The sequence below is a fragment of the Kitasatospora sp. NPDC087315 genome (assembly GCF_044744345.1).
GTDB lineage: Bacteria > Actinomycetota > Actinomycetes > Streptomycetales > Streptomycetaceae > Kitasatospora.
This window is the reverse complement of record NZ_JBIUYD010000024.1, coordinates 32,545-55,067: the sequence shown is the minus strand read 5'-3', so window position 1 is coordinate 55,067 and position 22,523 is coordinate 32,545. Positions and strand designations below refer to the sequence as shown.

At 72.2% G+C, this 22,523-nt stretch carries 12 protein-coding genes and 1 pseudogene; 6 read left to right on the top strand and 7 right to left on the bottom strand.

Annotated elements, in window-relative coordinates:
* Positions 1–29: 29 nt before the first annotated feature.
* The 4 genes from ACIO5D_RS29720 to ACIO5D_RS29705 form a co-directional block, all read right to left on the bottom strand.
* Positions 30–6,023: a hypothetical protein gene (locus ACIO5D_RS29720; protein ID WP_400798969.1), complete on the bottom strand. Its 5,994-nt coding sequence runs from the start codon at positions 6,021–6,023 to the stop codon at positions 30–32.
* Positions 6,024–6,587: 564 nt separating this feature from the next.
* The gene (locus tag ACIO5D_RS29715; protein ID WP_400656431.1) at positions 6,588–7,676 is read right to left on the bottom strand and encodes a hypothetical protein; all 1,089 of its coding nucleotides are present in this window, start codon (positions 7,674–7,676) and stop codon (positions 6,588–6,590) included.
* Positions 7,677–7,686: 10 nt separating this feature from the next.
* Positions 7,687–9,831, bottom strand: coding sequence for a DUF6571 family protein (locus ACIO5D_RS29710; RefSeq protein WP_400798967.1), 2,145 nt, complete (start codon positions 9,829–9,831; stop codon positions 7,687–7,689).
* A gap of 19 nt (positions 9,832–9,850) precedes the next feature.
* Positions 9,851–10,309, bottom strand: a complete 459-nt coding sequence (locus ACIO5D_RS29705; RefSeq protein WP_363614865.1) for a hypothetical protein — start codon at positions 10,307–10,309, stop codon at positions 9,851–9,853.
* A gap of 288 nt (positions 10,310–10,597) precedes the next feature.
* Between ACIO5D_RS29705 and ACIO5D_RS29700 the strand changes: the two are divergent.
* From ACIO5D_RS29700 to ACIO5D_RS29675, 6 genes and pseudogenes are all read left to right on the top strand, one after another.
* Positions 10,598–11,713, top strand: a pseudogene (locus tag ACIO5D_RS29700) (CaiB/BaiF CoA transferase family protein); the annotation flags it as partial.
* Between the two features lie 90 nt (positions 11,714–11,803).
* Positions 11,804–13,018 carry an acetyl-CoA C-acetyltransferase gene (locus tag ACIO5D_RS29695; RefSeq protein WP_400799043.1) on the top strand — a complete coding sequence of 405 codons (1,215 nt, stop codon included), beginning with the start codon at positions 11,804–11,806 and terminating at the stop codon, positions 13,016–13,018.
* A gap of 36 nt (positions 13,019–13,054) precedes the next feature.
* A complete protein-coding gene (locus ACIO5D_RS29690; protein ID WP_400798964.1) occupies positions 13,055–15,337 on the top strand; it encodes a 3-hydroxyacyl-CoA dehydrogenase NAD-binding domain-containing protein in 2,283 nt (760 codons plus the stop codon).
* A gap of 245 nt (positions 15,338–15,582) precedes the next feature.
* On the top strand, positions 15,583–16,773 hold the full coding sequence (gene wecB / locus ACIO5D_RS29685) for a non-hydrolyzing UDP-N-acetylglucosamine 2-epimerase (RefSeq protein ID WP_400798961.1): 1,191 nt from the start codon (positions 15,583–15,585) through the stop codon (positions 16,771–16,773).
* Positions 16,770–17,810: a hypothetical protein gene (locus ACIO5D_RS29680; protein ID WP_363614875.1), complete on the top strand. Its 1,041-nt coding sequence runs from the start codon at positions 16,770–16,772 to the stop codon at positions 17,808–17,810. The genes wecB and ACIO5D_RS29680 overlap by 4 nt, the downstream gene beginning before the upstream one ends.
* 27 nt (positions 17,811–17,837) lie before the next feature.
* Entirely contained in the window at positions 17,838–18,602 is a 765-nt protein-coding gene (locus tag ACIO5D_RS29675; RefSeq protein WP_400798958.1) for a class I SAM-dependent methyltransferase, read from the top strand.
* A gap of 472 nt (positions 18,603–19,074) precedes the next feature.
* Here the strand turns inward: ACIO5D_RS29675 and ACIO5D_RS29670 are convergent, their stop codons facing one another.
* From ACIO5D_RS29670 to ACIO5D_RS29660, 3 genes are all read right to left on the bottom strand, one after another.
* Positions 19,075–19,680 carry a hypothetical protein gene (locus ACIO5D_RS29670; RefSeq protein ID WP_363614879.1) on the bottom strand — a complete coding sequence of 202 codons (606 nt, stop codon included), beginning with the start codon at positions 19,678–19,680 and terminating at the stop codon, positions 19,075–19,077.
* A 375-nt stretch (positions 19,681–20,055) separates the two neighbouring features.
* Positions 20,056–20,799, bottom strand: coding sequence for a MerR family transcriptional regulator (locus ACIO5D_RS29665; protein ID WP_363614881.1), 744 nt, complete (start codon positions 20,797–20,799; stop codon positions 20,056–20,058).
* 239 nt (positions 20,800–21,038) lie between these two features.
* Positions 21,039–22,091, bottom strand: coding sequence for an isopenicillin N synthase family dioxygenase (locus ACIO5D_RS29660; RefSeq protein WP_400798955.1), 1,053 nt, complete (start codon positions 22,089–22,091; stop codon positions 21,039–21,041).
* Between the last annotated feature and the right edge of the window lie 432 nt (positions 22,092–22,523).

Genomic DNA, 22,523 nt, shown 5'->3' with positions numbered 1-22,523 from the left:
CTCCGGGCGCCTTGCACCCGGTTCGCGCGTCAGGACCTACCGCGCGCTGCCCGCTTCCTGGCGAACACCAGCGCCGCACCACTGAGCAGCGCGAGGAGCGCGAGCCCGATGGCGACCGCGATGTTCGTACCGGTCGCGGCCAGGTTCCCGCCCGGCTTCGTCTCCGGCGCCACACCCGAGGTCGGGGGCGTTCCCGGCATCGGCTGCTGCGGAACCGGAGACGACGGATCCGGCGAGGACGACGGGTCGGGCGTCGGCCCGGGACCGGCCGACTCCGAGGACGACGGCTCCGGCGACGGAGACCCCGTGGCGGTGGGGGAGGCCGTCGGAGAGGGCGAACCCGTGGCGGTGGGGGAGGCCGTCGGAGAGGGCGAACCCGTGGCGGTGGGGGAGGCCGTCGGAGACGGGGAACCCGTGGCGGTGGGGGAGGCCGTCGGCGAGGGCGAACCCGTGGCGGTGGGGGAGGCCGTCGGCGAGGGCGAACCCGTCGCGGTGGGAGAGGCCGTCGGCGAGGGCTCCACCGTCGGGGACGGCGAGACCGTCGGCGAAGGCGAACTCGTCGGCGTCGGCGTCGGCGTCGGCTCGGGCTCCTGCTCCAGCTCCGTCGTCACGACGCACGCCCTCCCCGCCTCCACGGACGAGTCCGTCGGGCAGGACTGCGGGTCGCCGCTGGGCGCGGAACCGACGACCGAGACACCGTTGCTGATCCGGGTGCCCTTCTCGGTGACCTCGCCGATCACCACCGAGTAGGTGAGCGTCGCCGTCCCACCCTTCTTGATCGGCGCGGTCCACACCAGACGCGAACCGTCGACCTCCGCCTTCCCCGCACTCGGGTCGGCGTCGTTCCGGTAGGTCGCGTGCTTGAGGACATCGGTCATGTCGTCCTCGATCGCGGCCGGGTCGCCCGCGAGGAAGTCCGCGCCACCGGTGTTCTTGGCCGTGATCGTGTAGGTCAGGACGTCACCGGCACGCACCGGCCCCGCCTTGTCCACCGACTTCGTGAACCGCACCTCGGGCAGGGCGATGTCCGCGCAGGCACTGTCCTTCCCGACCACCGCGTCCGTCGAGGTCAGGGCGACGAGGTTGCCGTAGCCCTGACCGCCGTCCGTCGAGCACTTCGCGTCCTGCGCGCTCAGCTCGGCGCGGTCGGCAGTCGCCGTGACGGTCACCCGGTACGCACGCGTACCCGGCCCCTCGTCGGTCGCCGCCGGTACCCGGTCGTTCCCGGTGAGCAGGACGGCATCAGGCGTGAGAGCCTCGCCGCCCATGTTGTCGAGGCCACCGTTGAACCTCGGGTTCACCGCGGCACCGTCACCCGTGGCGGTGGCGGTCACCTCCTTCACCTCCACGCCCTTGGGGAACGCGAACCTGTCCTGCAGCCCGTAGCTCAGCCCGCCGGCCGGAGTCCGGGCGTCGTTGCTGACGACGATCAGGTAGGCGATGTCCCAACTGCCGTCCTCGTTCTGCTTCGGCGCCCCGTCGACGGCCTTGGTGACCGTCGGCTTGACCGGTGCCGCACAGGCGTCGGCGGTCCGCTGCACATCACCCGCGAGGGCCAGCGTGGCCCGGTTCGCGAAGCCGCCGGCCGAACCGTCGACGCACTGCCCGGGCTGCGTCCCGGCAGTACCGTGCGCGTCCGCCGTGACGGTCACGACCCACTCGTGGGACTTGCCACCCGGAAGTTCGACCGCGGAGGCGACGGCGCCCGAGCCGTGCCACGCATCGGCCGCAGCCACGCCCTCCGGCACGGTGGTCACCTTCGCGTCGACCACATCGATGCCCTCACCGAAGCGCAGGTCGTCGGCGAGGCCGTAGGTCACCGTGTGCCCGGGGCTCGGGTTGACCACGCCGATCGCGTACTCGACCGTCCAACGGCCGTCGTCGCCCTGGCTTGCCGAGCGAACCGACTTGGTCAGCTCCGCGGTGAAGCCGTCGCTGGTCACAGCGCACGGCACACCGCTGCCGTCCCGGCCGGTCGCGCTGTCGCACACCGCCCCGCCGAGCCCGCCGTAGACGGTGTTGACCAGCGCGTGGTCACCCCCGTCCTTGACGGTCACCTTGTAGGTGAGCGTCGCGGTGGAGCCCGCCTTCAGCGCGCCCTTCCACGTCAGCAGACCGGTCTGCGGGTCGTCGACCCTGGTCGCGGAACCGCCGTCGACCGTGACGGAGGCCGAGCCGTTGACGAAGCCGGCGTCGTCGAGCACGCCCGCCAGGTCGTCGGTCACGACTGCCGGGTCGGCGTCGGTGTAGTCGGCGGTGCCGGTGTTCTTCACCGTCACCGTGTACGTCACCGTGTCGCCCTCGCTCACACCGGCGGCCTTGGCGTCCGACGCCTTGGTGACGGCGAGCGAACGCAGCCCGTCGGTGTCACTCGCCTCCGCGCTCAGCTTCGCGCTCCCGTCGGCCGGGTCGGGGGCCGTCACCGCCGCGGTGTTGACCACATCGCCCTGGGCACCGGGCAGCACCCGCACGGTCACCTTCACACTCGCGGTGGTGTCCGTGCCGCCGTCGGTCCTGTCCCCCTCGGGGGACGCGACCGCCGCACCGCCGAGGTCGCCCAGCGCCCACGTCACCACGCCGCCGGGCCGGTTGCCGTAAGCGTCCTGGTCGCCCTGGCCGCTGATCTGGCCGCCGTCGGTCGCCGAGACGAACGCCACGCCCGCGGGCAGGGGGTCCGTCAGCATCGCACCCTTGATCTTCTCGGAGGGCAGCAGGTTCACCACGTCCAGGGTGTAGGTGTACTCCTGGCCCGGGGCGACCGAGGTCAGCCCGTCGGTCTTGGTGAGCGAAAGCCCGGCCGTCGCCTCCTCCACCGCCGTGCAGCCCGTCGCCTCGTTGTTGGACGGATCCGGGTCGTGCATCGGCCCGGTGATCGACGCCTTCACGCAGACCTTGCCCGCCATCGAGGGCACCACCGGGATGTCGAGCGCAACGTCGGCCCCCTTTTGCAGCTTGGCCGGAGCATCGCCGTCGACCGGCGTGCACGTCAGCGACAGCGGCCCCTCGTACGGCGCGTTCTCCGGCGGGGCGGTGCACGCCCAGCCCTGCGGCTTCAGGCTCGTCACCGTCAGACCGGCCGGCACCGAGACCGTCACCGTCGCCGGGGACGCCTGTGAGCCACCGCCGTTCTTCACCGTGAACGGCACGACACCGGGACGGCCCGCCTGCAGCGGCAGGCGGTCCGGCACGGCCACGCTCAGGTCGGCCTCCTGCGTGGTGGCACACACCGGACGCGGCTCGGCCGCCAGCGTCTGCCCGCTCCTCATGGCCACCGAGTTGCAGGCCCGCGCGTCCGCCGCCGACCCCGGGTTGACGGAAGCCGCGTACGTGAAGCCCGCCGACTGGCCGGGCGCGAGCGAGCCCTGAACGGCTGCGCGGATCGCCTTCCTGCCCGACACATCCGGACCCCAGTCGTCCACCGCACCCGGCGCGGACGGATACACCTCGTCACGCTTCGGGTTCGTCGACGCCGAGTAGGACAGCGCCAGATTCCCGGACACATCGGAAACACTGGCCAGCGCCTCCTCGAAGGTGCTCCCACGCGGCACGTTCGCCGTGCCCGCGCTGGTGCCCTTGTCACCGACGTACGGCAGCACGTCGTACGCGACCACGTTGCCCAGCGTCGTGTTGCCGGTGTTCTTCAGCGTGATCCGGTACTTGATGTCCGTCGCCGTCGGCGAGACACCGACCAACTCGTCCGGGTCGGACAGCCAGGTGCAGCCGTCAGCGGCGCCCGGCGTCGGCCGGCAGATCTCCTTGACCGCGCTCAGGGCGTCGGCCGCCGAGACGAGCACGTTCTGGTTCACACTGGAGAACCACTGCGCGGGCTGCCCGTCCTGCACAGCGCCCGTGTACGTGGCCTGGGTGTTGTCCCAGGTGTTCCGGGAGTCGCCCGCCCACGCCGTCGCCACGCTCGTCGTGCCGGCCGTGACCGCGAAGGTCGGCTTGGCGACCACCGTCATCGTCGGCCAGGTCCCGTTCGCACCGAAGGAGACCGTGTTCGGCCACGTCGCCACCACGGCCTCGCGGGCGACACCGCCGATCGTCTTCGTCGTGTACTCGAACTTCACACCCGCCGGGACACTGTTCGGCGGAAACGCCGCCGAACCCTTGTTGATCGTCCAGCCCGCGGGCGCGATGAACACGTACTGCGGCGTGATCTGCGCATCGGCCGGAACGTTCGACGTCGTCCCGTTCACACTGAAGGTCGTGTTCTTGCCCGGCACGGCGTTGCCACCGCCCTCGACCGCGGCGGGCGCGGCGAAGGCCGCGGTGAAAGCGGGCTTCACCGTCGTCTTCGGGGTCTCGCGGAACTGGATCGTGCGGGAGACCGGGCCCAGGCCCATCGGCGACAGCCCGCTGTCCGGCCAGGACATCGTCGCCTTCGCCGTGTTGGTGCGCTGCTCACCGATCGGGGCGGTCTTCGTCACCGTGTAGGAGAAGTTGACGTTGAACGCGACGGAACCGCTGTCACTGGGCCGGACGTTCGGCGGCGCGATGGAGCCGCTCGTGACCTTCGCCTTGGTGAACCAGGTGCCGGCGGGGGCGGTGGCAGACCCGCTCGATGTCCCCGTCTGACCGTCGCTGAGCGTCCACTCGACCGTGGCCGCCGGCGTCGTGGCCGTCGTCGTGATCCTGTTGACCCGCGCGTCCGCCTGGTCGAGAGTGTCGTCCTCGATCACCGCGACACCGGCGACGTTCGACTGGTTGCGCGCCGTCACGACCCAGTTGAAGGAGTTGTCCGCGAAGGGGGCGAGGGCCGCGCCCGGGGTGCAGGTGCGGTTCCAGTCGTCACGGCCGCCGGCCGGGCAGGTCAGCCCGGTCACGTCCGGCGGAACGTTCACCAGCCGGGTGTTCCCGTTGCCGGCGTTGTTGGTGCTGTCCTTCGTCATGTCGGCCCGGGCGAACGGGTCGTAGCACGAAACGGTGTGCGTCATCTGGTGCGAGGCGTTCTTGGTGGTGCGGGCCGCGTCCAGGTAGGTGAGCGACACGCTGGAGTCGTGCGTGACGGTTTCCTCGAAGTTGCAACCGCCCGGATCGGAAGTGAACTTGGCCGCCGGGTAGTTCACCGTGACCGCACGCGGGTAGTACGGGCCGCGCGTGACCCAGCCGCTGGTGCTGGTGGTACCCCAACCGCCCGAAGCGTTCGCGTCCGGGGCATCCTTCGTGCCGAGCGACCACGTCACGCTGTGCGTCGCCGCGTCGTACACGCCGCCGCCCGTACTCGACACGTACGTCGCCCGCGGATCCAGCTTCTCCGTCACGGTGTAACTGCCCGCCGCGACCCACTCCGACGTCCCCGCGATGCGGCTGCCAGAGGTGCGCGGGAACGAACCGGACCCCATGTACACCGACCACGTGACGTTCACACCGGGCTTCACCGATCCCGGACTCGTCTGGACGATGCCCGGCTCCGGCACCCTGCTCGTCCAGGTCACCGGCTGCGCGTCGGCCTTGGCCTGCCCGGTGGCACTGGTCGCGGCCATGGTGGCCGACATCGGGATCTGGAACCCGGACGGGTAGTACTGGGCCGGCCGGGGCGTGGTGTAGGTCTCGTCCGCGAGGATGCTGAAGACGACCAGGAACGTGCCCGACGTACCGGCGGACAGGTCACCGAGCTTGACCGTGATGCCCGTGGTGGCCGTGCCGCTGATCGTCGCGCCCGACACCCCGGCCGGGGCCGTCCAGTTCGCGTACCTCAGGATCGGTTCGGTCGCCAGCCCGTAGGGATTCGGCGGCGCCGGAGACAACTGCACGGTGGTGCCCGCGCAGTCGGCGGCCGCACAGGAGTACGCCACCCTGTAGGCGAGCTGGTCGTTGTGGGCCCCGTAGGAGGCGTCCGTCTGCGGCTGCCCGGTGAGGGAGTCGACGGGCTGGATCGAGACGCTGAGGACCGCGTTACCGGCCGCACCCGCGACCACCGCCGGCCCGATCAGTCCCGCCAGCATGGCGAACGCGGCCACTAGGGCCAGCACGCCACTACGACGTGCCCCCGCCCACGCGGCGGCTATCCGGTGTGACACCGTTTCCCCCTCAGAGGGTTGTCTTTGCAAGAACGAGTCTTCAGTTGACTGAGCTACGAGCCGGTCCAGCCCCGAGTCGGCGCGGTCAATGGTGGTTCACACGCCGCCGCGCACGACGAACAGCGGCACACGAGGTGACATGTACCGCGACATAAGGAGCATTCCGGTGGTGCCCGGCGCTTGGGAACGTAACAGGACAAACATCGCAACTTCAAGCATCCACCACATACTTGAGTCCCCTTCGCAACCTTGCTTCGGAGGTGGGGGTATTTGTCACGAAGGGACCGGCGCGCCTTCGCGCTGCCCCCCTTCGGAAGGTGATATCGACCCCAGCCGCCGAACGGGCCGCGGAGTGGCTCAGCGGAGGGCGGTTGCACCGAGTGCGAAACGTGCTTCGCGGGATACCGCGACAGAAGCCGGAAGGTGCTGAATGACCACCGGAGTTCGCCGCACAGGGCGACACAGGGGCGGCCTCGCCGCTCGTTCATGGAGGACTGGGCCGACGACAACGCGACGGGCCCGCCCGGGCGTGCTGCCCGGGCGGGCCCGTGGATCCGTTTCTGCTTACGGGATGAGCGGTTCGCAGCCGATCGCCTTGCCGCCGGCGGTGAGGAACTGCTTCCAGAGGTCCTTGCCGTCCGCGAAGAGCCCGCTGCCGCTCACGCTCGGGTCGTAGCTCCGCTCGAGGTGGAAGTACGTCGCCTTTCCCTGGCAGGTGGCGACGACGTTCTCACCCGGCGCCGTGATGAACCGCGAGCGCCCGTAGGCCTCGGAGCGGGCCTCTTCCGGGTCGAGGCCGGTGACCCGTGCATCGGTGGTGATCGTGAAGGACGCGAGCGTGTTCTGGTCGCTCGGGTCGCTGATTCTGCAGGACCAGACCGGGCCGAAGGCGGTGGTGGCCTGTTGGCGGTACCTGTCCTTGATGCCGGGGTTCATGGCCGGGGCCATGCCGGGCAGGCCGCAGATACCGCCGGGGTCGACGGGCTGGGGCGAGCCCGTGGCGGACAGGTTCCCCGGTGCCTGCATCTTCCCGTCCCCGCAGTTCTTGTCCTTGGCGACCAGGTTCGCGTATGCCACGGCCATCCGGGCGGCCCCTTCGGCACGGTCGCCGTCCAGGCTGCCCTTGCCGACGTTGATGTCCGTGAACAGGCCCTTCGTGCAGCCCTCCGGTAGCAGCGCCCACGCCCTGTCCGGTGTCACGCCTCCGGCCGAGGCCCCGGAGAACAGGCGGGTGTCAGGGTCCGGCCGGTAGGCGACGCTGTTCTGGTTGAACCCGATGCTGAACGACGCCGACCGCTCGGACTTGCCGAACAGCCCGGAGCTGACCGTCGCCACGCAGCTGTTCGTCCGGTCGTAGGCGGTCGGCGAATAACCGGAGCTCTTCTCCTCGCTGATCCGCCCCGGTCCCAGAGCGGCGTGCAGGTCGTCGGCCGTTGCCGCGCCACCGCACACCGTGTCCGGCCCGAGCACGTTGGTCAGGTTGTAGAGCAGAACCCCCGAGACCCCGGCCGTGATCGCCACGATCACGGCCGCCGCCCGCAGGCGCAGCCGCCGGGTGGTGAAACCGCGTCGGGTGAGAGCAGAGTCGAGCCTTGGACCGATCCCCTCGGCGTCCGGGTGCTGGTCGCTGGAGGTGTTCGTTCGCTGATTCATCTGGTGCTCCTCAGCTCCGGCCCAGTGCCATGCGGTAGGTCTCGTTGACCCCGGTGTGGTAGCTGGTGTCGACCTGGTGCAGCAGGTTCTGGGTCACGCCACCGGTTCTGTTGATCTCATCCGTGCTCAGTCCGGCGATCTGGGCGCGTTCCCGGATCATGACATCCAGTTGGTTGTAGCCCGAGGAGAACGTCTTCGACAGTTCCTGCGAGGCCTTCAGCTCGGCGTCGGCGTTGAGCCCGTTCGCGTACTCGGACGTGCCGACGTCGACCAGCCGTTGGACCAGGTCGCCGGCGACGGGGATGGCCGTCAGGGGCGTGCCGATCACGTGGTAGTCCATCTTGGCCCGCCAGTTGTTCTTGAAGATCTCGTCGTCGCGGTGATCGGTGACGACGTCCGACCGGGTGCCGCTGAGTACGCCCATGACCTGGCCGGCCTCCTGCGTGAATCCCTCGATCCGGTGATCGGGGCGGCCGGTGGAGTCGGGTCTGAACGCCTCGGCGGGGTAGCCGTCCAGTCGCCGGGCGATCTCCTGGCTCTCCGCGTAGTGGATGGCCCGGAAGGCCTCGGGGTCCTCGGCGACGCCCCTGATGGTCCGGATGAGCTGATCGCGTCCGATGGTCAGCTTGCTGGTTTCGGAGGTGCCGCCGGTGTTCTTGCCGAGGATCTCGTACGTGTCCGGAGCGTAGTCGGCGATCATGTTGCCCAGCGGGCGCCGCAGACCGGCCGGCAGGTTGTTCTCGTTGCCCGGCTTGTCCCCGCCGATCGTGGTGATGGTCTCGGACATGATCCGTGCCATCGCCTCGTCGTGCGGGCGGGCCGGCGGCTGGTTGCCGTGCGGGTCGCGGCCGGTGGTGGCGGCCTCCAGGGCGTCGCCGAAGGCACCACGCGACGACTGCCGGGCGAAGGCGTCGATCTGGTTCTGCTCGTAGCCCTGGTTGGGCCACTTGCGGTCCTTGAGCAGGTAGTCGAGGTTCTTGTTGCTGCCCGGGTCGAGGAACTCCTTGGACGCCTCCGGGTTGCGGCTCATCGCCCGCATCAGGCCGCCCATCGGGTCGCCCTGCTTGCCCGTGATCGCGGTGTAGGCGGGACCCCAGAGCTCCTCGCCCTTGAGCTTGCTGTTGCGCTCGTAGTCGACCAGGTCGTTGCCGACCTTCTCCAGGAACGACTTGTCGAAGGTGCCCCGGGCGCCCATCAGTTCGGTCAGCGCCGGGTAGTTGTCGTTGTACCCGGCCGCCGAACCGCCGGGCTTGCGGGCGGCCTTGAGCAGCTTGTCCTCCCACTCCTTGCCCATGCCGCCGTCCTTGGTGGCGGTGGCGAGGACCTGGGAGAGGCTGCCGTAGACGTCCTCGTAGCCCTTGGCGTTGTGGTTGCCGTGCGCGAGGTCGCCGTAGACCTTGGAGTACTCCAGCAGCGCCTCCGGGCCGGTCTTGCCGCCCACGTTGAGGCCGTTGAGCAGGGTGGTGGAGAACTCCTTGGAGCCCGCGTTGGCGGACATCAGGTCCTGCAGCCGCTTGAGTTCCTCGTCGGAGAGGCTGCCGGCCTTGGCGAGCAGCAGCTTGGCCCGGTCGGCGTCGGCCGCGTCGCCGCCCCCGAGCGGGTGGGCGTTGAAGGACGTGGTGCTGGTGCCGATGTCGGTCTGCAGGGCGGTGGTGGCCCGCTGGTCGGCGGCGGTGGCCTTCTCGACGGCCTTGGTCAGCCGGGTGGATATCCCCTCGGCCTTGCCCTTCATATCGGCCTGGTACTTGCGCTGGACCTCTTGCGAGTCGGGGTCGTTGTGCGGCAGCCCGGTTATCGGCGGCCAGCTGACCGTGCCGTCGGCAGCGACGGTGAGCTGCTGCGACTCCGCGTCGTGGATCGCGTTGTCGAGGTCCTTGCGCGCGGCGGCGAAGTCCTCGGCCGCGTCGCGGATGATCGCAGAGAGGGCCGTGGCGACGCCTGCGGCCTGCTTGAAGTCCGTGTCGATGCCCTGGAGCGTCCGGCCCGCGTCGTCGGCGGCCGCGCCCTTCCAGCCGGCCCGCTGGGGGGTGCTGGTGAGCTCCTTGCCGACCCGGCCCTCGAGCGAGCCGAGGGCCTTGGCCACCCCGGCCCAGGCCTCGGCGGCGTCGGTGACGCCGGAGAAGTCGGCTTCGTGCAGTTCCTTGAATGACACCATGTCCGTGAGGTCCCCTCCCTCAGTGCGACGAGCCGAACTGGCCGGCCGTGCGGGCTTCGTTGGCGGCGTAGTTGCGCTGGGTCTCGTCGAGCTTGTCGGCGGTGCCGGTCAGCTTGTCGTGCAGCGTCTTGCACTGCTGCGTCCAGCGTTCGGTGGCGCTGGTGAGGGCGCCGCCGAAGGAGAACCCGCGGATCTTGGTGGCGGCGGTGCTCGCGTACTCGCCGAGGCTGTGCGCGCCGTGGCCGGCCTTGCCGTTGGCGTTGTCGAGGTCGGTCGCTATCTGGCGGGCTATGCCGGCCGAGGCGTTGAGCTCGTGCGGGCTGTCCAGCTGGGTGGTGGGCGCGGACGGGGCCGGACCGGGCGAAGGGCTCGGCGTGCCGGCCGACGTGCTGACCGGCCGGGCGAGTGGTGACGTGCTGGGCGACGGTGTGGCGGGGGCCGGTGCGACCGGCCCGGTGGTGAACCCTGGGTAAACCATGTGTGCGTCTGCTTCCTTCTCCTCCGACGAGAGGTCAGAACCCCTCCCACAGCAGAGACGACCGTACCGGGCCGTCCGTCGGTGTACTGACGCACCCTCCGGGCCTCGGGTTGCGGGGGCCGCAACAGGGGTTTGCCAGGGATTCCGTGGAGGAGTCCGGCACGGTCCCGGGCGAGGGGTGAAGGTCTTGTTACCCGCCGGTCGCTTCCCTATCATCGCGAGTGTTACAGCTTTACTGTCAAACCCTTGAAGGGGCAGTAGCAGGTGAGTGACACAGACAGCCCCGACGTGACCGGCCCCGGCCCACTGGCCGGCGTCCGGGTGGTCGAACTCGCCGGCATCGGTCCCGGCCCCTTCGCCGCGATGCTGCTGGCCGACCTCGGCGCCGACGTGGTCCGCGTCGACCGGCCCGACCCCTCGCCGCTCGGCACCGACCCGGCGTACGACATCACCAACCGCAACAAGCGCTCGGTGCTGATCGACCTCAAGTCCCCCGCGGGGCCGGGCCTGGTGCTGGACCTCGTCGACCGGGCCCACCTGCTGATCGAGGGCTACCGCCCGGGCGTGGCCGAACGCCTCGGCGTCGGCCCGGACGCCTGCCTCGCCCGCAACCCCGCCCTGGTCTACGGCCGGATGACGGGCTGGGGCCAGCACGGGCCGCTCGCCGCCACGGCCGGCCACGACATCGGGTACACGGCGGTCGCCGGCGTCCTCGGCCTGATCGGCTCCCCGGACGAAGCGCCCGCCATCCCCGTCAACCTGCTCGGCGACTACGCGGGCGGCTCGCTCTACCTGGTCGTCGGCCTGCTCGCCGCCCTGCACCACGCCCGCGCGACCGGCGCCGGCCAGGTCGTCGACGCCGCCGTGGTGGACGGCGCCGCCCACCTCACCAGCATGCTCTGGGGTCTGCTCGCCGCCGGCCACTGGCAGGACCGCCGGGGTGCCAACCTGCTGGACGGGGGCGAGCCCTGCTACTCGGTGTACCGGGCCTCCGACGGCGGCCATCTCGCCGTCGGCGCGCTGGAACCGCGGTTCTACGCCGAGTTCGCCCGTCTGCTGGAGCTGGGCCCGGACGCGCCGGGCCAGTACGACACCGCCCGCCGGCCCGAACTGCGCGCCCGGATCGCCGCCCGCTTCGCCACCCGCACCCGCGCCGAGTGGGAGGCCGTCTTCGCCGGGTCCGACGCCTGCGTGGAACCAGTACTGACGCTGCGTCAGGCGGCGGTGAACGAGCACCTGGCCGCCCGCGGCACCTACGTCGAGGAGGAGGGCGTCACCCAGCCCGCCCCCGCCCCGCGGTTCTCCGTCACCCCCGGCGCGCTGCGCCGCCCGCCCGCCCGGCCGGGGGTCCACACCGCCGAGGTCGCCCGCGACTGGGACGTGCCCGCCCTGGGCCCCGCCCCGAGCCCTGCCCCGACACCCCCGCCCCCTGACAGTCCCCGACCACCTCTCGCGAACTCGGACAGCCCCCCCGAGCCTGAAAGGCACTCCACCGTGACCACCGAAGCGTACGTCTACGACGCGATCCGCACCCCGCGCGGCCGGGGCAAGGCCACCGGCTCACTGCACGGCACCAAGCCGATCGACCTCGTCGTCAGCCTGATCCACGAACTGCGCCGCCGGCTCCCCGGGCTGGACCCGGCCGCGGTGGACGACATCGTGCTCGGCGTGGTCAGCCCGATCGGCGACCAGGGCTCCGACATCGCCCGGATCGCCGCCATCGCGGCCGGCCTGCCCGACACGGTGGCCGGCGTCCAGGAGAACCGCTTCTGCGCCTCCGGTCTGGAAGCCGTCAACCTGGCCGCCGCCAAGGTCCGTTCGGGCTGGGAGGACCTCGTCCTCGCGGGCGGCGTCGAGTCGATGTCCCGGGTCCCGATGGGCTCCGACGGCGGCGCCTGGGCGATGGACCCGATGACCAACTACGCGACCGGCTTCGTCCCGCAGGGCGTGAGCGCCGACCTGATCGCCACCATCGAGGGCTTCTCCCGCACCGATGTCGACGCCTTCGCCGCCGAGTCGCAGGCACGCGCCGCCAAGGCCCAGGCCGACGGCCTCTTCGACCGCTCGCTCGTCCCGGTCCGCGACCGCAACGGCCTGGTGGTGCTGGACCGCGACGAGTTCGTCCGGCCCGGCACCACCGTGGAGACCCTGGCCGGCCTCAAGCCGTCCTTCGCGGCCATCGGCGAGGCAGGCGGCTTCGACGCCGTCGCTCTGCAGAAGTACCACTGGGTGGAGGCCATCGACCACGTCCACCACGCCGGCAACTCCTCCGGCATCGTGGACGGTGCCGCCCTGGTCGCCATCGGCAACCGCGAGATCGGCGAACGGTACGGGCTGCGCCCGCGCGCCCGGATCGTCTCCGCCGCCGTCTCCGGCTCCGAGCCCACCATCATGCTCACCGGCCCCGCCCCGGCCACCCGCAAGGCGCTCGCCAAGGCCGGGCTGACCGCGGCCGACATCGACCTGGTCGAGATCAACGAGGCGTTCGCCGCCGTCGCGCTGCGCTTCATCCGCGAACTCGGCTTCCGGCACGACCAGGTGAACGTCAACGGCGGCGCGATCGCCCTCGGCCACCCGCTCGGCGCGACCGGTGCGATGCTCCTCGGCACCCTGATCGACGAGCTGGAACGGCGCGACCTGCGCTACGGCCTGGCCACCCTCTGCGTCGGCGGGGGCATGGGCATCGCCACCGTCGTCGAGCGAATCTGACCTCCGTTCCCGGCTCACCTGGAGACCCGAACCCCCATGAGCGACACCACCACCATCCGCTGGGAGCAGGACCAGGACGGCCTGGTCACCCTCGTCCTCGACGACCCCACCCAGTCCGTCAACACCATGAACGAGGCCTTCACGGCCGACCTCGAAGCCGCCGTCGAGCGGCTCGCCGGCCTCGGCGACGCACTGCGCGGCGTCGTCGTCACCTCGGCGAAGAAGACCTTCTTCGCCGGGGGAGACCTCCGGATGCTCTCCGCGGCCCGCCCGGGGGACGCCGCCGCCGTCTTCGAGAAGTCGATGCGGATCAAGCGCGCCCTGCGCCGCCTGGAGACCCTCGGCAAGCCGGTGGTCGCCGCGGTCAACGGCAGCGCGCTCGGCGGCGGCCTGGAGATCGCGCTCGCCTGCCACCACCGGATCGCCCTGGACGCCCCGGCAAGCCGGATCGGCCTGCCGGAGGTCACCCTCGGCCTGCTCCCGGGCGGCGGCGGAGTGGTGCGGACGGTACGGCTGTTCGGCATCACCGACGCCCTGCTGAAGGTGCTGCTCGAAGGCCGCCAGTACCGGCCCGCGCAAGCCCTCCAGCACGGACTTGTCCACGAAATCGTCTCCAGCCCCGAGGAGTTGACCGCGCGGGCGCGCGCCTGGATCGAGGCCAACCCGACCGCCGTCCAGCCCTGGGACGTCAAGGGGTACCGGATCCCCGGCGGCACCCCCGCCACCCCGGCGCTCGCCGCCCAGCTGCCCGCCTTCCCGGCCGGCCTGCGCAAGCGGCTGGCCGGCGCGCCGTACCCGGCGCCGCGCAACATCCTCGCGGCGGCCGTCGAGAGCGCCCAGGTGGACATCGACACCGCGATGGTCACCGAGGCCCGCTACTTCACCGAGCTGGCCTGCGGGCAGACCAGCACGAACATGATCCAGGCGCTCTTCTTCGACCAGCAGGCCGTCAACTCCGGTGCCGGACGCCCGAAGGACATCCCCAGGCGCGAGGTCCGGCGGGTCGCGGTGCTCGGCGCCGGAATGATGGGCGCGGGCATCGCGTACGCCTGTGCCAGGGCCGGGATCGAGGTGCTGCTCAAGGACGTCACCGTCGAGGCCGCCGAACGCGGAAAGGCCTACTCCGCAGGGCTGTTGGAGAAGGCCGTGGCGCGCGGACGCTCCACCGGGGCGGCGCGCGACGAACTGCTGGCCCGGATCACCCCCACCGCCGACGCCGCCGACCTGGCCGGCTGTGACGCCGTGATCGAGGCCGTCTTCGAGAACCCCGAGCTGAAGCAGAAGGTGTTCCAGGAGATCGAGGGAGTCGTCGCACCGGACGCGCTGCTCTGCTCCAACACCTCCACCCTCCCGATCGGCCTGCTCGCCGAAGGCGTCGGGCGCACCGCCGACTTCATCGGCCTGCACTTCTTCTCGCCGGTCGACAGGATGCGCCTGGTGGAGATCGTCCGCGGGCCGCAGACCGGTGACGAGGCGCTGGCCCGCGCGTTCGACCTGGTCCGGCAGATCGACCGGACCCCGATCGTGGTCAACGACTCGCGCGGCTTCTTCACCTCCCGGGTCATCGGCCGGTTCATCAACGAGGGCGTGGCGATGGTCGGCGAGGGCGTCGACCCGGCCACCGTCGAGCAGGCCGCCGCCCAGGCCGGCTACCCCGCCAAGGTGCTCTCGCTGGTGGACGAGCTGACGCTGACCCTGCCCCGCAGGATCCGCGACGAGTACCGGCGCGCCGCCGAGGCGGCCGGCGGCAGCTGGGCGGCCCACCCGGCGGACGCCGTGGTGGACCGGATGGTCGACGAGTTCGGCCGCCCCGGCCGCAGCGGCGGCGCCGGCTTCTACGAGTACGACGAGGACGGCCGGCGCGGGCGGCTCTGGCCCGGCCTGCGCGAGCACTTCGCCCGCCCGGGCGCCGCAGAGCCCACCGCAGAGCCCACCGCAGAGCCCACCGCAGAGCCCACCGCAGAGCCCACCGCAGAGCCCACCTCAGATCCCTCCGGGGTTCCGTTCGAGGACCTCAAGGAGCGGCTGCTCTTCAGCGAGGCCCTGGACTCGGTGCGCTGCCTGGAGGAGGGCGTGCTCACCTCGGTCGCCGACGCCAACATCGGCTCCATCCTCGGCATCGGCTTCCCGGCCTGGACGGGCGGCGTCCTCCAGTACATCAACGGCTACCCGGGCGGCCCGGCCGGCTTCGCGGCCCGCGCCCGCGAACTCGCCGCCGCCCACGGCGAGCGCTTCGCACCGCCCGCCCTGCTGGAACGGATCGCCGCCGAGGGCCGGACCTTCACCGACCAGCCGGTGCCGGGCCGTCGGGTGTGCTGATCCAACGGGTGGTCAGTGGTCGCGGCTCGGCAGGCCTGAGCCGCGACCGTCCTGCAACCGCCCCGCAACCGCCCCGCTCCGCGACGGTTCGTGCAGCCCTGGTCCGGCTCCGGCGCGGTTCCGGTGCTCGATCCGACGGAAGCCTCGGCCCGCATCCGGCCGCCAGGCCGGCCCGGCCGACGAGATCTGAGTGAATGTGAGATTCCGCGTTCACGCCGATCCGGCCCAGGGAAGAGAACACCATCGTGACCTCCGACTCGCCCGACCCACAGCCCCCGCACGGGCCCGCCGTGCTGCTCGCCGGGACCAGACCCGAGGCACTCAAGCTGATCCCGCTGCTGCGCGCGTTACCGGAGCGGGGTGTGGAGACGGTCCTCGTCGACAGCGGCCAGCACCCCGGCATGGTGGCCGCCGCGCTCGCACCCTTCGGCCTCGCCCCGACCGAAGGCCTCGCCCCGTCCCGCGGCTCCGGCTCGCTGGCCGCCACCGTACGGGGCCTGCGCGAGGCCGTGCACGAGGCGATCCGGCGCCTGGCGCCCCGGCTGATGGTCGTCCACGGCGACACCTCCACCACCTACGCCGGGGCGCTCGCCGCGCGCGCGGCCGGTGTGCCGCTCTCACACGTCGAGGCGGGGCTGCGTACGGCGCACCCGCTACGCCCCTTCCCGGAGGAACTGTTCCGCCGCCGCGTCGGCTCCCTGGCCGACCTGCACTTCGCCCCCACCACCGAGGCCACCGCCAACCTCCGCCGTGAAGGCATCACCGGCAGGTGCGTCGAGACCGTCGGCAACACCATCATCGACGTCCTGCGCGAGACGCTCGGCCGCCCGGCCCCCCACGCCCTGCGGGAACTCGTACCGCCCCGCGCCCCGCTGGTCGTGGTGACCTTCCACCGCCGCGAGAACGTCGGTCGACGCCTCGACCCGCTCTGCCTGGCGGTCCTCGAACTTCTGCGCTCCCGGCCGGACTTGCACGTGCTCTGCCCCCAGCATCCCAACCCCGCGGTCCGGGCGCGCCTGCAGCGCCGGTTCGCCGGTCACCCCCGCATCACGCTGACCGACCCGCTGCCCTACCCGGTCTTCGTCCACGCGCTGGCCCGTGCCGCCCTCGTGGTCACCGACTCGGGCGGGATCCAGGAGGAGGCGCCGTACCTGGGTGTCCCCGTGCTCGTGGCCCGCGAGAACACCGAGCGCCCGGAGGCCCTCACCACCGGCACCACCCGGCTGGTCGCGGCCGACCCGCAGCTGGTCCTCGACGCCGCGCACGAGTTGCTCGCCGCACCGAGGCCCAGGGCCCAGGCATTCGACCGCACCGCCCCGTTCGGGGACGGCCGGGCCGGAGAGCGGATCGCCCGGCGGCTCGCCCATTTCATCCGCAGCCGGCCGAGGACGTCCGGCCCGGGACAGCCGAACCCCGCCCGGGAGGCCACCGCATGACCGACGCCGCCAGCGCCCTGCGCGAATGGCTTCTCGACGGACCGGCCCAGCAGCGGCACGGCAGCGAGCACGGGGCGGTCGCCGGCGCACTCGCACCCGACGGCCGCGCCGCCTACGTCTACGGCGAGATCACCGGCTACTACCTGCACTGGCTCGCCTCCCCGCACCTGCCGGCCGACCCGCGGCGCGAACCCGCGGCACGCGCCGCCGCCGAGTGGGTCGAACGCCGCTGCACCACCGGCCCGCTGCCGCCGACCCGCATCCACCTCCACGGCGCGGCGGAGAAGGACTGGCGCAACGACGCCCAGTTCTTCTTCGACCTCGCCATGCTCGTCGGCGGCCTCACCGCGGCCACCCGCGCCGGGCTGCTGAACCCGCCCGAGCGGGCCCTGCGGGCACTGCTGACAGCACTCGTCGACTTCGTGGACCACGACGGAACGCTCCGCCCGTTCCGCCCCGAGCCCGGAGCGGCCCCGCCCGCACCCCGCTGGTCCACCCGCAGCGGCCCCTTCCTCGCCAAGGCCGCCGCCCGCGTCCTCGCCGCCGCGGCCGTCGTACCGCTGCCACCGGCCCTCGCCCAGGCCTGTGCCCGTCACCTGACCCGCCACCGCCCGGACCCCGCCCGGGCCTTCGACCACCCGCTGCACCCCACCCTGTACTTCCTGGAAGGCCACCTCACCTCACCCGGTGCCGACCACGCCGCAGCCACCGCCGTCCTCGCGGAGCTCCTCGGACAGTGCGACCCGGCCGGCACGCTGCCCGAATCACTCGACACGCCCACCGTCCGACGCAGCGACGTCATGGCCCAGGCCCTGCGCCTCGGCCTGCTCCTGCACCGCGACGAACCCGGCCTCGACCGGACGGCCGCCGCACTCGCCGCCAGGGTCCGCGCCGACGGCGCCATCCCCTTCGACCCGGCCGCCCGGCCGCTCCAGCTCAACGTCTGGAGCGCCATGTTCGCCGAGCAGGCACTCTCCTGGCACCAGGCCCGCACCGCCGGACTGCCGCTGCGGGTCACGCCGGGCGACCTCGTCTGACCCCTCCCAGCAGGAAGCGACACCGCCGTGAACGCCCAGCCGGACACCTGGTCCTACGACCTGATCGCCGACATCTACGCCGAGGACATGGGGCACAGCATGCCCCACGACGACATCGGCTGGTACCGGGACCTCTGTCGGCGACGCGGTGGCCGCACCCTCGAACTCGGCTGCGGCACCGGGCGCATCCTGCTCCCGCTCCTGCGGGACGGCGCGGACGCCATCGGCATCGACCTGTCCCTGCCGATGCTGCGCCGCCTGCGCCGGAACGCGGCCGTGCTGGACCTGACTCCCCGGGTGGCCCGGATGAGCCTCCAGCGCCTTGCTCTGCGCGGGCCGTTCACCACCGTCCTGGCGCCGTACTCGCTCGTCACCTACCTCACGGCGCCGGGCGAACTGCACCACTTCCTGGCCGCCGCCCGCGGCCTTCTCGAACCCGATGGCGTCCTCGTCCTCGACGGCTTCGTCCCGAAGGCCGTCCAGCACCACGAGGAGTTCCGTCCGGACTACCGGCGTCCGTACGCCCACGGCCTCCTCGCCCGGGACAAGAGAATCACCGTGCTCGACGACGGGTGCCACCGGATCGAGCGCCGCTACCGCCTCCACGACGACAGCGGCGGCCTGCGCGAGGAGTTCACCACCTGCGACCGGATCCGTCCCTACCGCGAGCCCGACCTCCTCGCCCACGCCGAAGCCGCAGGCCTCACCATCCGGTCGACCAGCTACGACTACGGCGTCACCACGGCCCCCGCCGGGGCGCAGTTCTACACCCTCACCCTCGGCCGCTCCTGACCGGGCGTCTCCTCCCCGGCGTTGAGAGCCAGGGGCCTCCCCGGCTGCTCCGCCGACCGGCCGGCCCGACTCCGGGACCGGCCGGTCGGCTCGTCGAGGAGAGCCGGCCCACCCTTCTCGATTTCGTCGACGAAAGCCTCCAGGAGCTTGGGGTCTTCGTTGCTCCACTGGCTCACCAGGGTGATGTTCCCGTTCGACTTGTGGGTGAGGTGGAGGAGCGAGAACAGGTCCTGGTAGACATCGTCCGTGTGCTTGGCGAAGAAGTTGCCGAAGTCCTGTACGCGGAGCGGCGGTCGGTCCTGGCACCCGGTTCGGCCCGCCGCCGTCCGTGCCGAGGCTCCGCCCGGGAGCCGTGCACCGGGGCCCCGCCCGAGGCCGCCGAGTGCTCCGACTGCGGCACCCGGCGTCGCCCGGACCGGACAGGGTGCGGGCCGCCGCGATCGCGGGAGAGCGCGGCGGCCCGGGGCGGGGGTCAGGCCAGGCGGGTGGCCTTCAGCCCGTCGAGCGGGTACTCCTTCGGGAGCTTGTCGGGGTCGCCGGGGACGGTGATCTGTACGCCGATGGGCCGTGACGTCCCCGCTGACAGCAGCTGATCGGCCTGGGAGTCGATGTAGGCCTTGCCGTCCGCGTAGGTGACGTCGACGCCGGATGCCTCGACCTTCGTCCCGGGCACCGTCGGCAGGTCGAACGAGATCCGGAACCTGCTCACGTCATGGCCCTTGCCGCTGGTCCTGCCGACGGCCGTGAGGGTCAGCTCGAAGCTGTAGGTCCTGCTGCCCCACGAGCCGTTGAACTTCTTCTTCACGACGATCTCGTCGTAGCTGGGCGGGATGGGCATCGGTGTGATGCGCCCGGCCCCGTTCATGACCTCCAGCTCGTCGACGGGGATCTTTCCGTGGCCGATCCGCTCGGCCCGGTCGGGGATGGTGGCGCCCGTGAGGTCGAGGTGGTTGACGTTGCCGGCGGAGTCGAGGGCGTAGAAGTTGCCGACGGAGTCGAAGAACGTGGCCGAGTACGACTTCCGCGAACCGCCGGCCTTGCTGGCCTCGGCCGGCAGGAAGACCTTCCGCTTGAGCACGGGTGTTCTTCCTGCCAACCGCGAGGTAGACCTTACGGTGCGCCATGAGACGGATCCATTCCGTGAGGAGACGATCCCGTCAGTGTCGGACGACGCCGCGCACCCCCGCAAGGACACGTGGCGGTCGCCTGGTGACAAAGCGTCAATCCTTATGCGTGGCCAGCACTTTGGCGCGTCCCGTTGACAGCCGTCCGGCATCGGCCGCCAAGGCCGTCCGGCCTGTGGCGTGAGCGCACCGTGTGCGACCGACCCCGGTAACAGGCCGACCCCGGTAACAGGCCGAACGCGGTAACAGGCCGAACGCGGTAACCCACCGTCACCCGACCCGGCCATCGTCACCGCCGCCGGTAGGGACCGGTACCGGCCCGGCGCCGATCAGCCGGGCGAGCCCGCGCCGTCGCGCGCGGCCTCGCCCAACTCCTCCCGCAGCGACCGCTGGAACGCCGTCACCAGTGCCTGCGCGACCATCGGCTGGATGTGGTCGGTCAACTCCTTCATCCGCTCCAGTTCCTCGGGCGCCGGCTCGCTCTCCCGGTACGGCTTCCACACCGTCTCCCGGAACAGCCGCTGCAACTCGTGCGCCGTCGCCCGGCTGTGCTCCAGCACCACCGTCCGTGCCGCCAGCAGCGTCTCCAGCGGGATCGGCACGTCCAGGACCCGCACCCCCAGCGGCAGCAGCCCCGGATCCACCCGGAACACCTCCGGGTCCGCCGTCCGCTCCAGCACCCCCATCGCCACCAGCCGGTCCAGCTGCTCCTCCGACAGCCCCCGCCCGGCCCGTCGTTCGAGCTGGACCCGGCCCGCCTCCTCGGCCGCCTCCGGTGTCCACGACGCCACCAGCGCCCGGTGGATCGCCAGATCCAGCGGCGTGCTGTCCTGCGGCAGCCGCGCCAGATACCGCTCGATCGCCGCCAGCGTCAGCCCCTGCCGCTGCAACTCCCCGATCAGCCCCAGCCGGTCCAGATGCTCCGCCCCGTACAGCCCCACCCGCCGGGGCCCCAGCACCGGCGGCGGCAACAGCCCCTTCGTCCCGTAGAACCGCACCGTCCGCACCGTCACCCCGGCCCGCGCGGCCAACTCGTCCACCGTCAGCCGCACCCCCACCTCACGCGCCCCCATCCGCCGCCTCCACCTCTGTCGCACCACTGCTGTGACAGCGGAAGTGTGACAGTGTCGCTCAGCCCCGGTCCACTGCCTGCCCCCGTCACCACCGGGCCGGGTGGACCCCGGAGACGCGGAACCGGCCCGCGCCCTCGGCCGGTAGAGGGCGCGGGCCGGCGGCGGCTGACTTCGGGGTGGGCGCGCAGGTAGCCCCTCAGCTCGTTGAGCCCGAATCCCGGGTGGAGGGTGCGGGCCGGTCAGCGTGCGGCGGTGTCGGCCAGGGCGGGGTGGTGGCGGCGGGTGACCTCGGGGTGGGCGCGCAGGTAGCCCTTCAGCTCGTTGAGCCCGAAGTCGGCGTAGAGGGGGTTGTCCGGGTCCTGGGTGGCGCCGGGGGCGTGGTGGGCCAGCGGGAAGTCGAGGCGCTCGATGTGGGCGTCGAGGCGGGGGTTGTAGAAGAACGGGACCGAGAAGCGCTCGCGGGCGCCGGGCGGGCTGACCACACGGTGGCTGGTGGCCTTCAGGTAGCCGTCGGTGGCCACCTCCAGCAGCTCGCCGAGGTTGACCACGAAGGCGCCCGCCATGGGCGGGACTTCGAGGAAGCTGCCGTCCGCGCGCTCCACCTGGAGGCCGCCGACGGTGTCCTGGAGGAGGAGGGTGATGAAGCCGTAGTCCTTGTGCGCGCCGACGCCCTGGCCGGCGCCGTCCGGGGCGGTGCCGGGGTAACGGACCAGCTTGAGCCGCAGGTGCGGGTGGCCGGCGAAGGCCTGGTCGTAGAAGTCCGGGCGGGCGCCGATCGCGGCGAGGAGCTCGTGCAGCAGCCGGCGGGCGACCGCGTCGAGGTGGTCGATCCAGCCGAGGGCGGCGGTGCGCAGCTCCGGGAGCGCCTCGGGCCACTGGTTCGGGCCCTCCAGCCACCAGTAGGGCGGCTCCCCCCGGCCCGGTACGTGCGGGGGGAGCTCGGCGCCGATGTCGAGCTGGTCGCGCCAGTCCCGGCTGCCGCCGGTGCGCTCGTCACCGGTGCGGGTGTAGCCGCGGAAGTGCGGGGAGTTCAGGTTGCTCACGGCGAGCCGGTCGGCCTCCGGGAGCGCGAAGAAGGCCCGCATCGCGTCGGTGAGGGCGGCCGTCTCGGCCGGGGTCACGCCGTGGCCGACGAGCTGGAAGAAGCCGACGCCGGTGGCCGCGGCCCGCAGCTCGTCGTGCAGCCGGAGCCGGTCGTCGGGACCGCCGTCGGCGAGCGACAGGTCGATCACCGGGAGGGCGTCGTCCGCGGGGGCGGAGGAGGAGCTGGAGGAGGGGCGCTGCTGCGTCATGGGTGACATCCGCTGGGTCTCGTCCCGGCCGGTCCCGGTGGTCGACCGGGGGCGCCGGGGCCACGCCTGGTGCGGCGGGTGCCCCGGGTGCCGGGAGGGGGAGGCGGCCGGGTGGGGCCGCGCTTGAGGGTGGGAGGCGCGAGGTTCAGCCGGAGCGTCGACAGGACATGCTCGTGACGCGGAGCAGGTCCACGTGGCGGCGGCGAACGAGTATGAGCACGTGACCAGCGTAAATGACGGCCGTGGCGGCGGGGAGATCCCCCTCGGAGTCGGGGCGGTCGGCGGCCCCGGCAGCGTGCGCGAGGGCCGTGGGGGGGGGGGGGCCCCCCCCCCCCCCCCCCCGCGGCGCCGGGGGGGGGGGGGGGCGCCCGGGGGGGGGGGCGGGGGGGCGGCGGGGCCCGGGGGGGGGGGGCCGCGCCCGCCGGGCCGCCG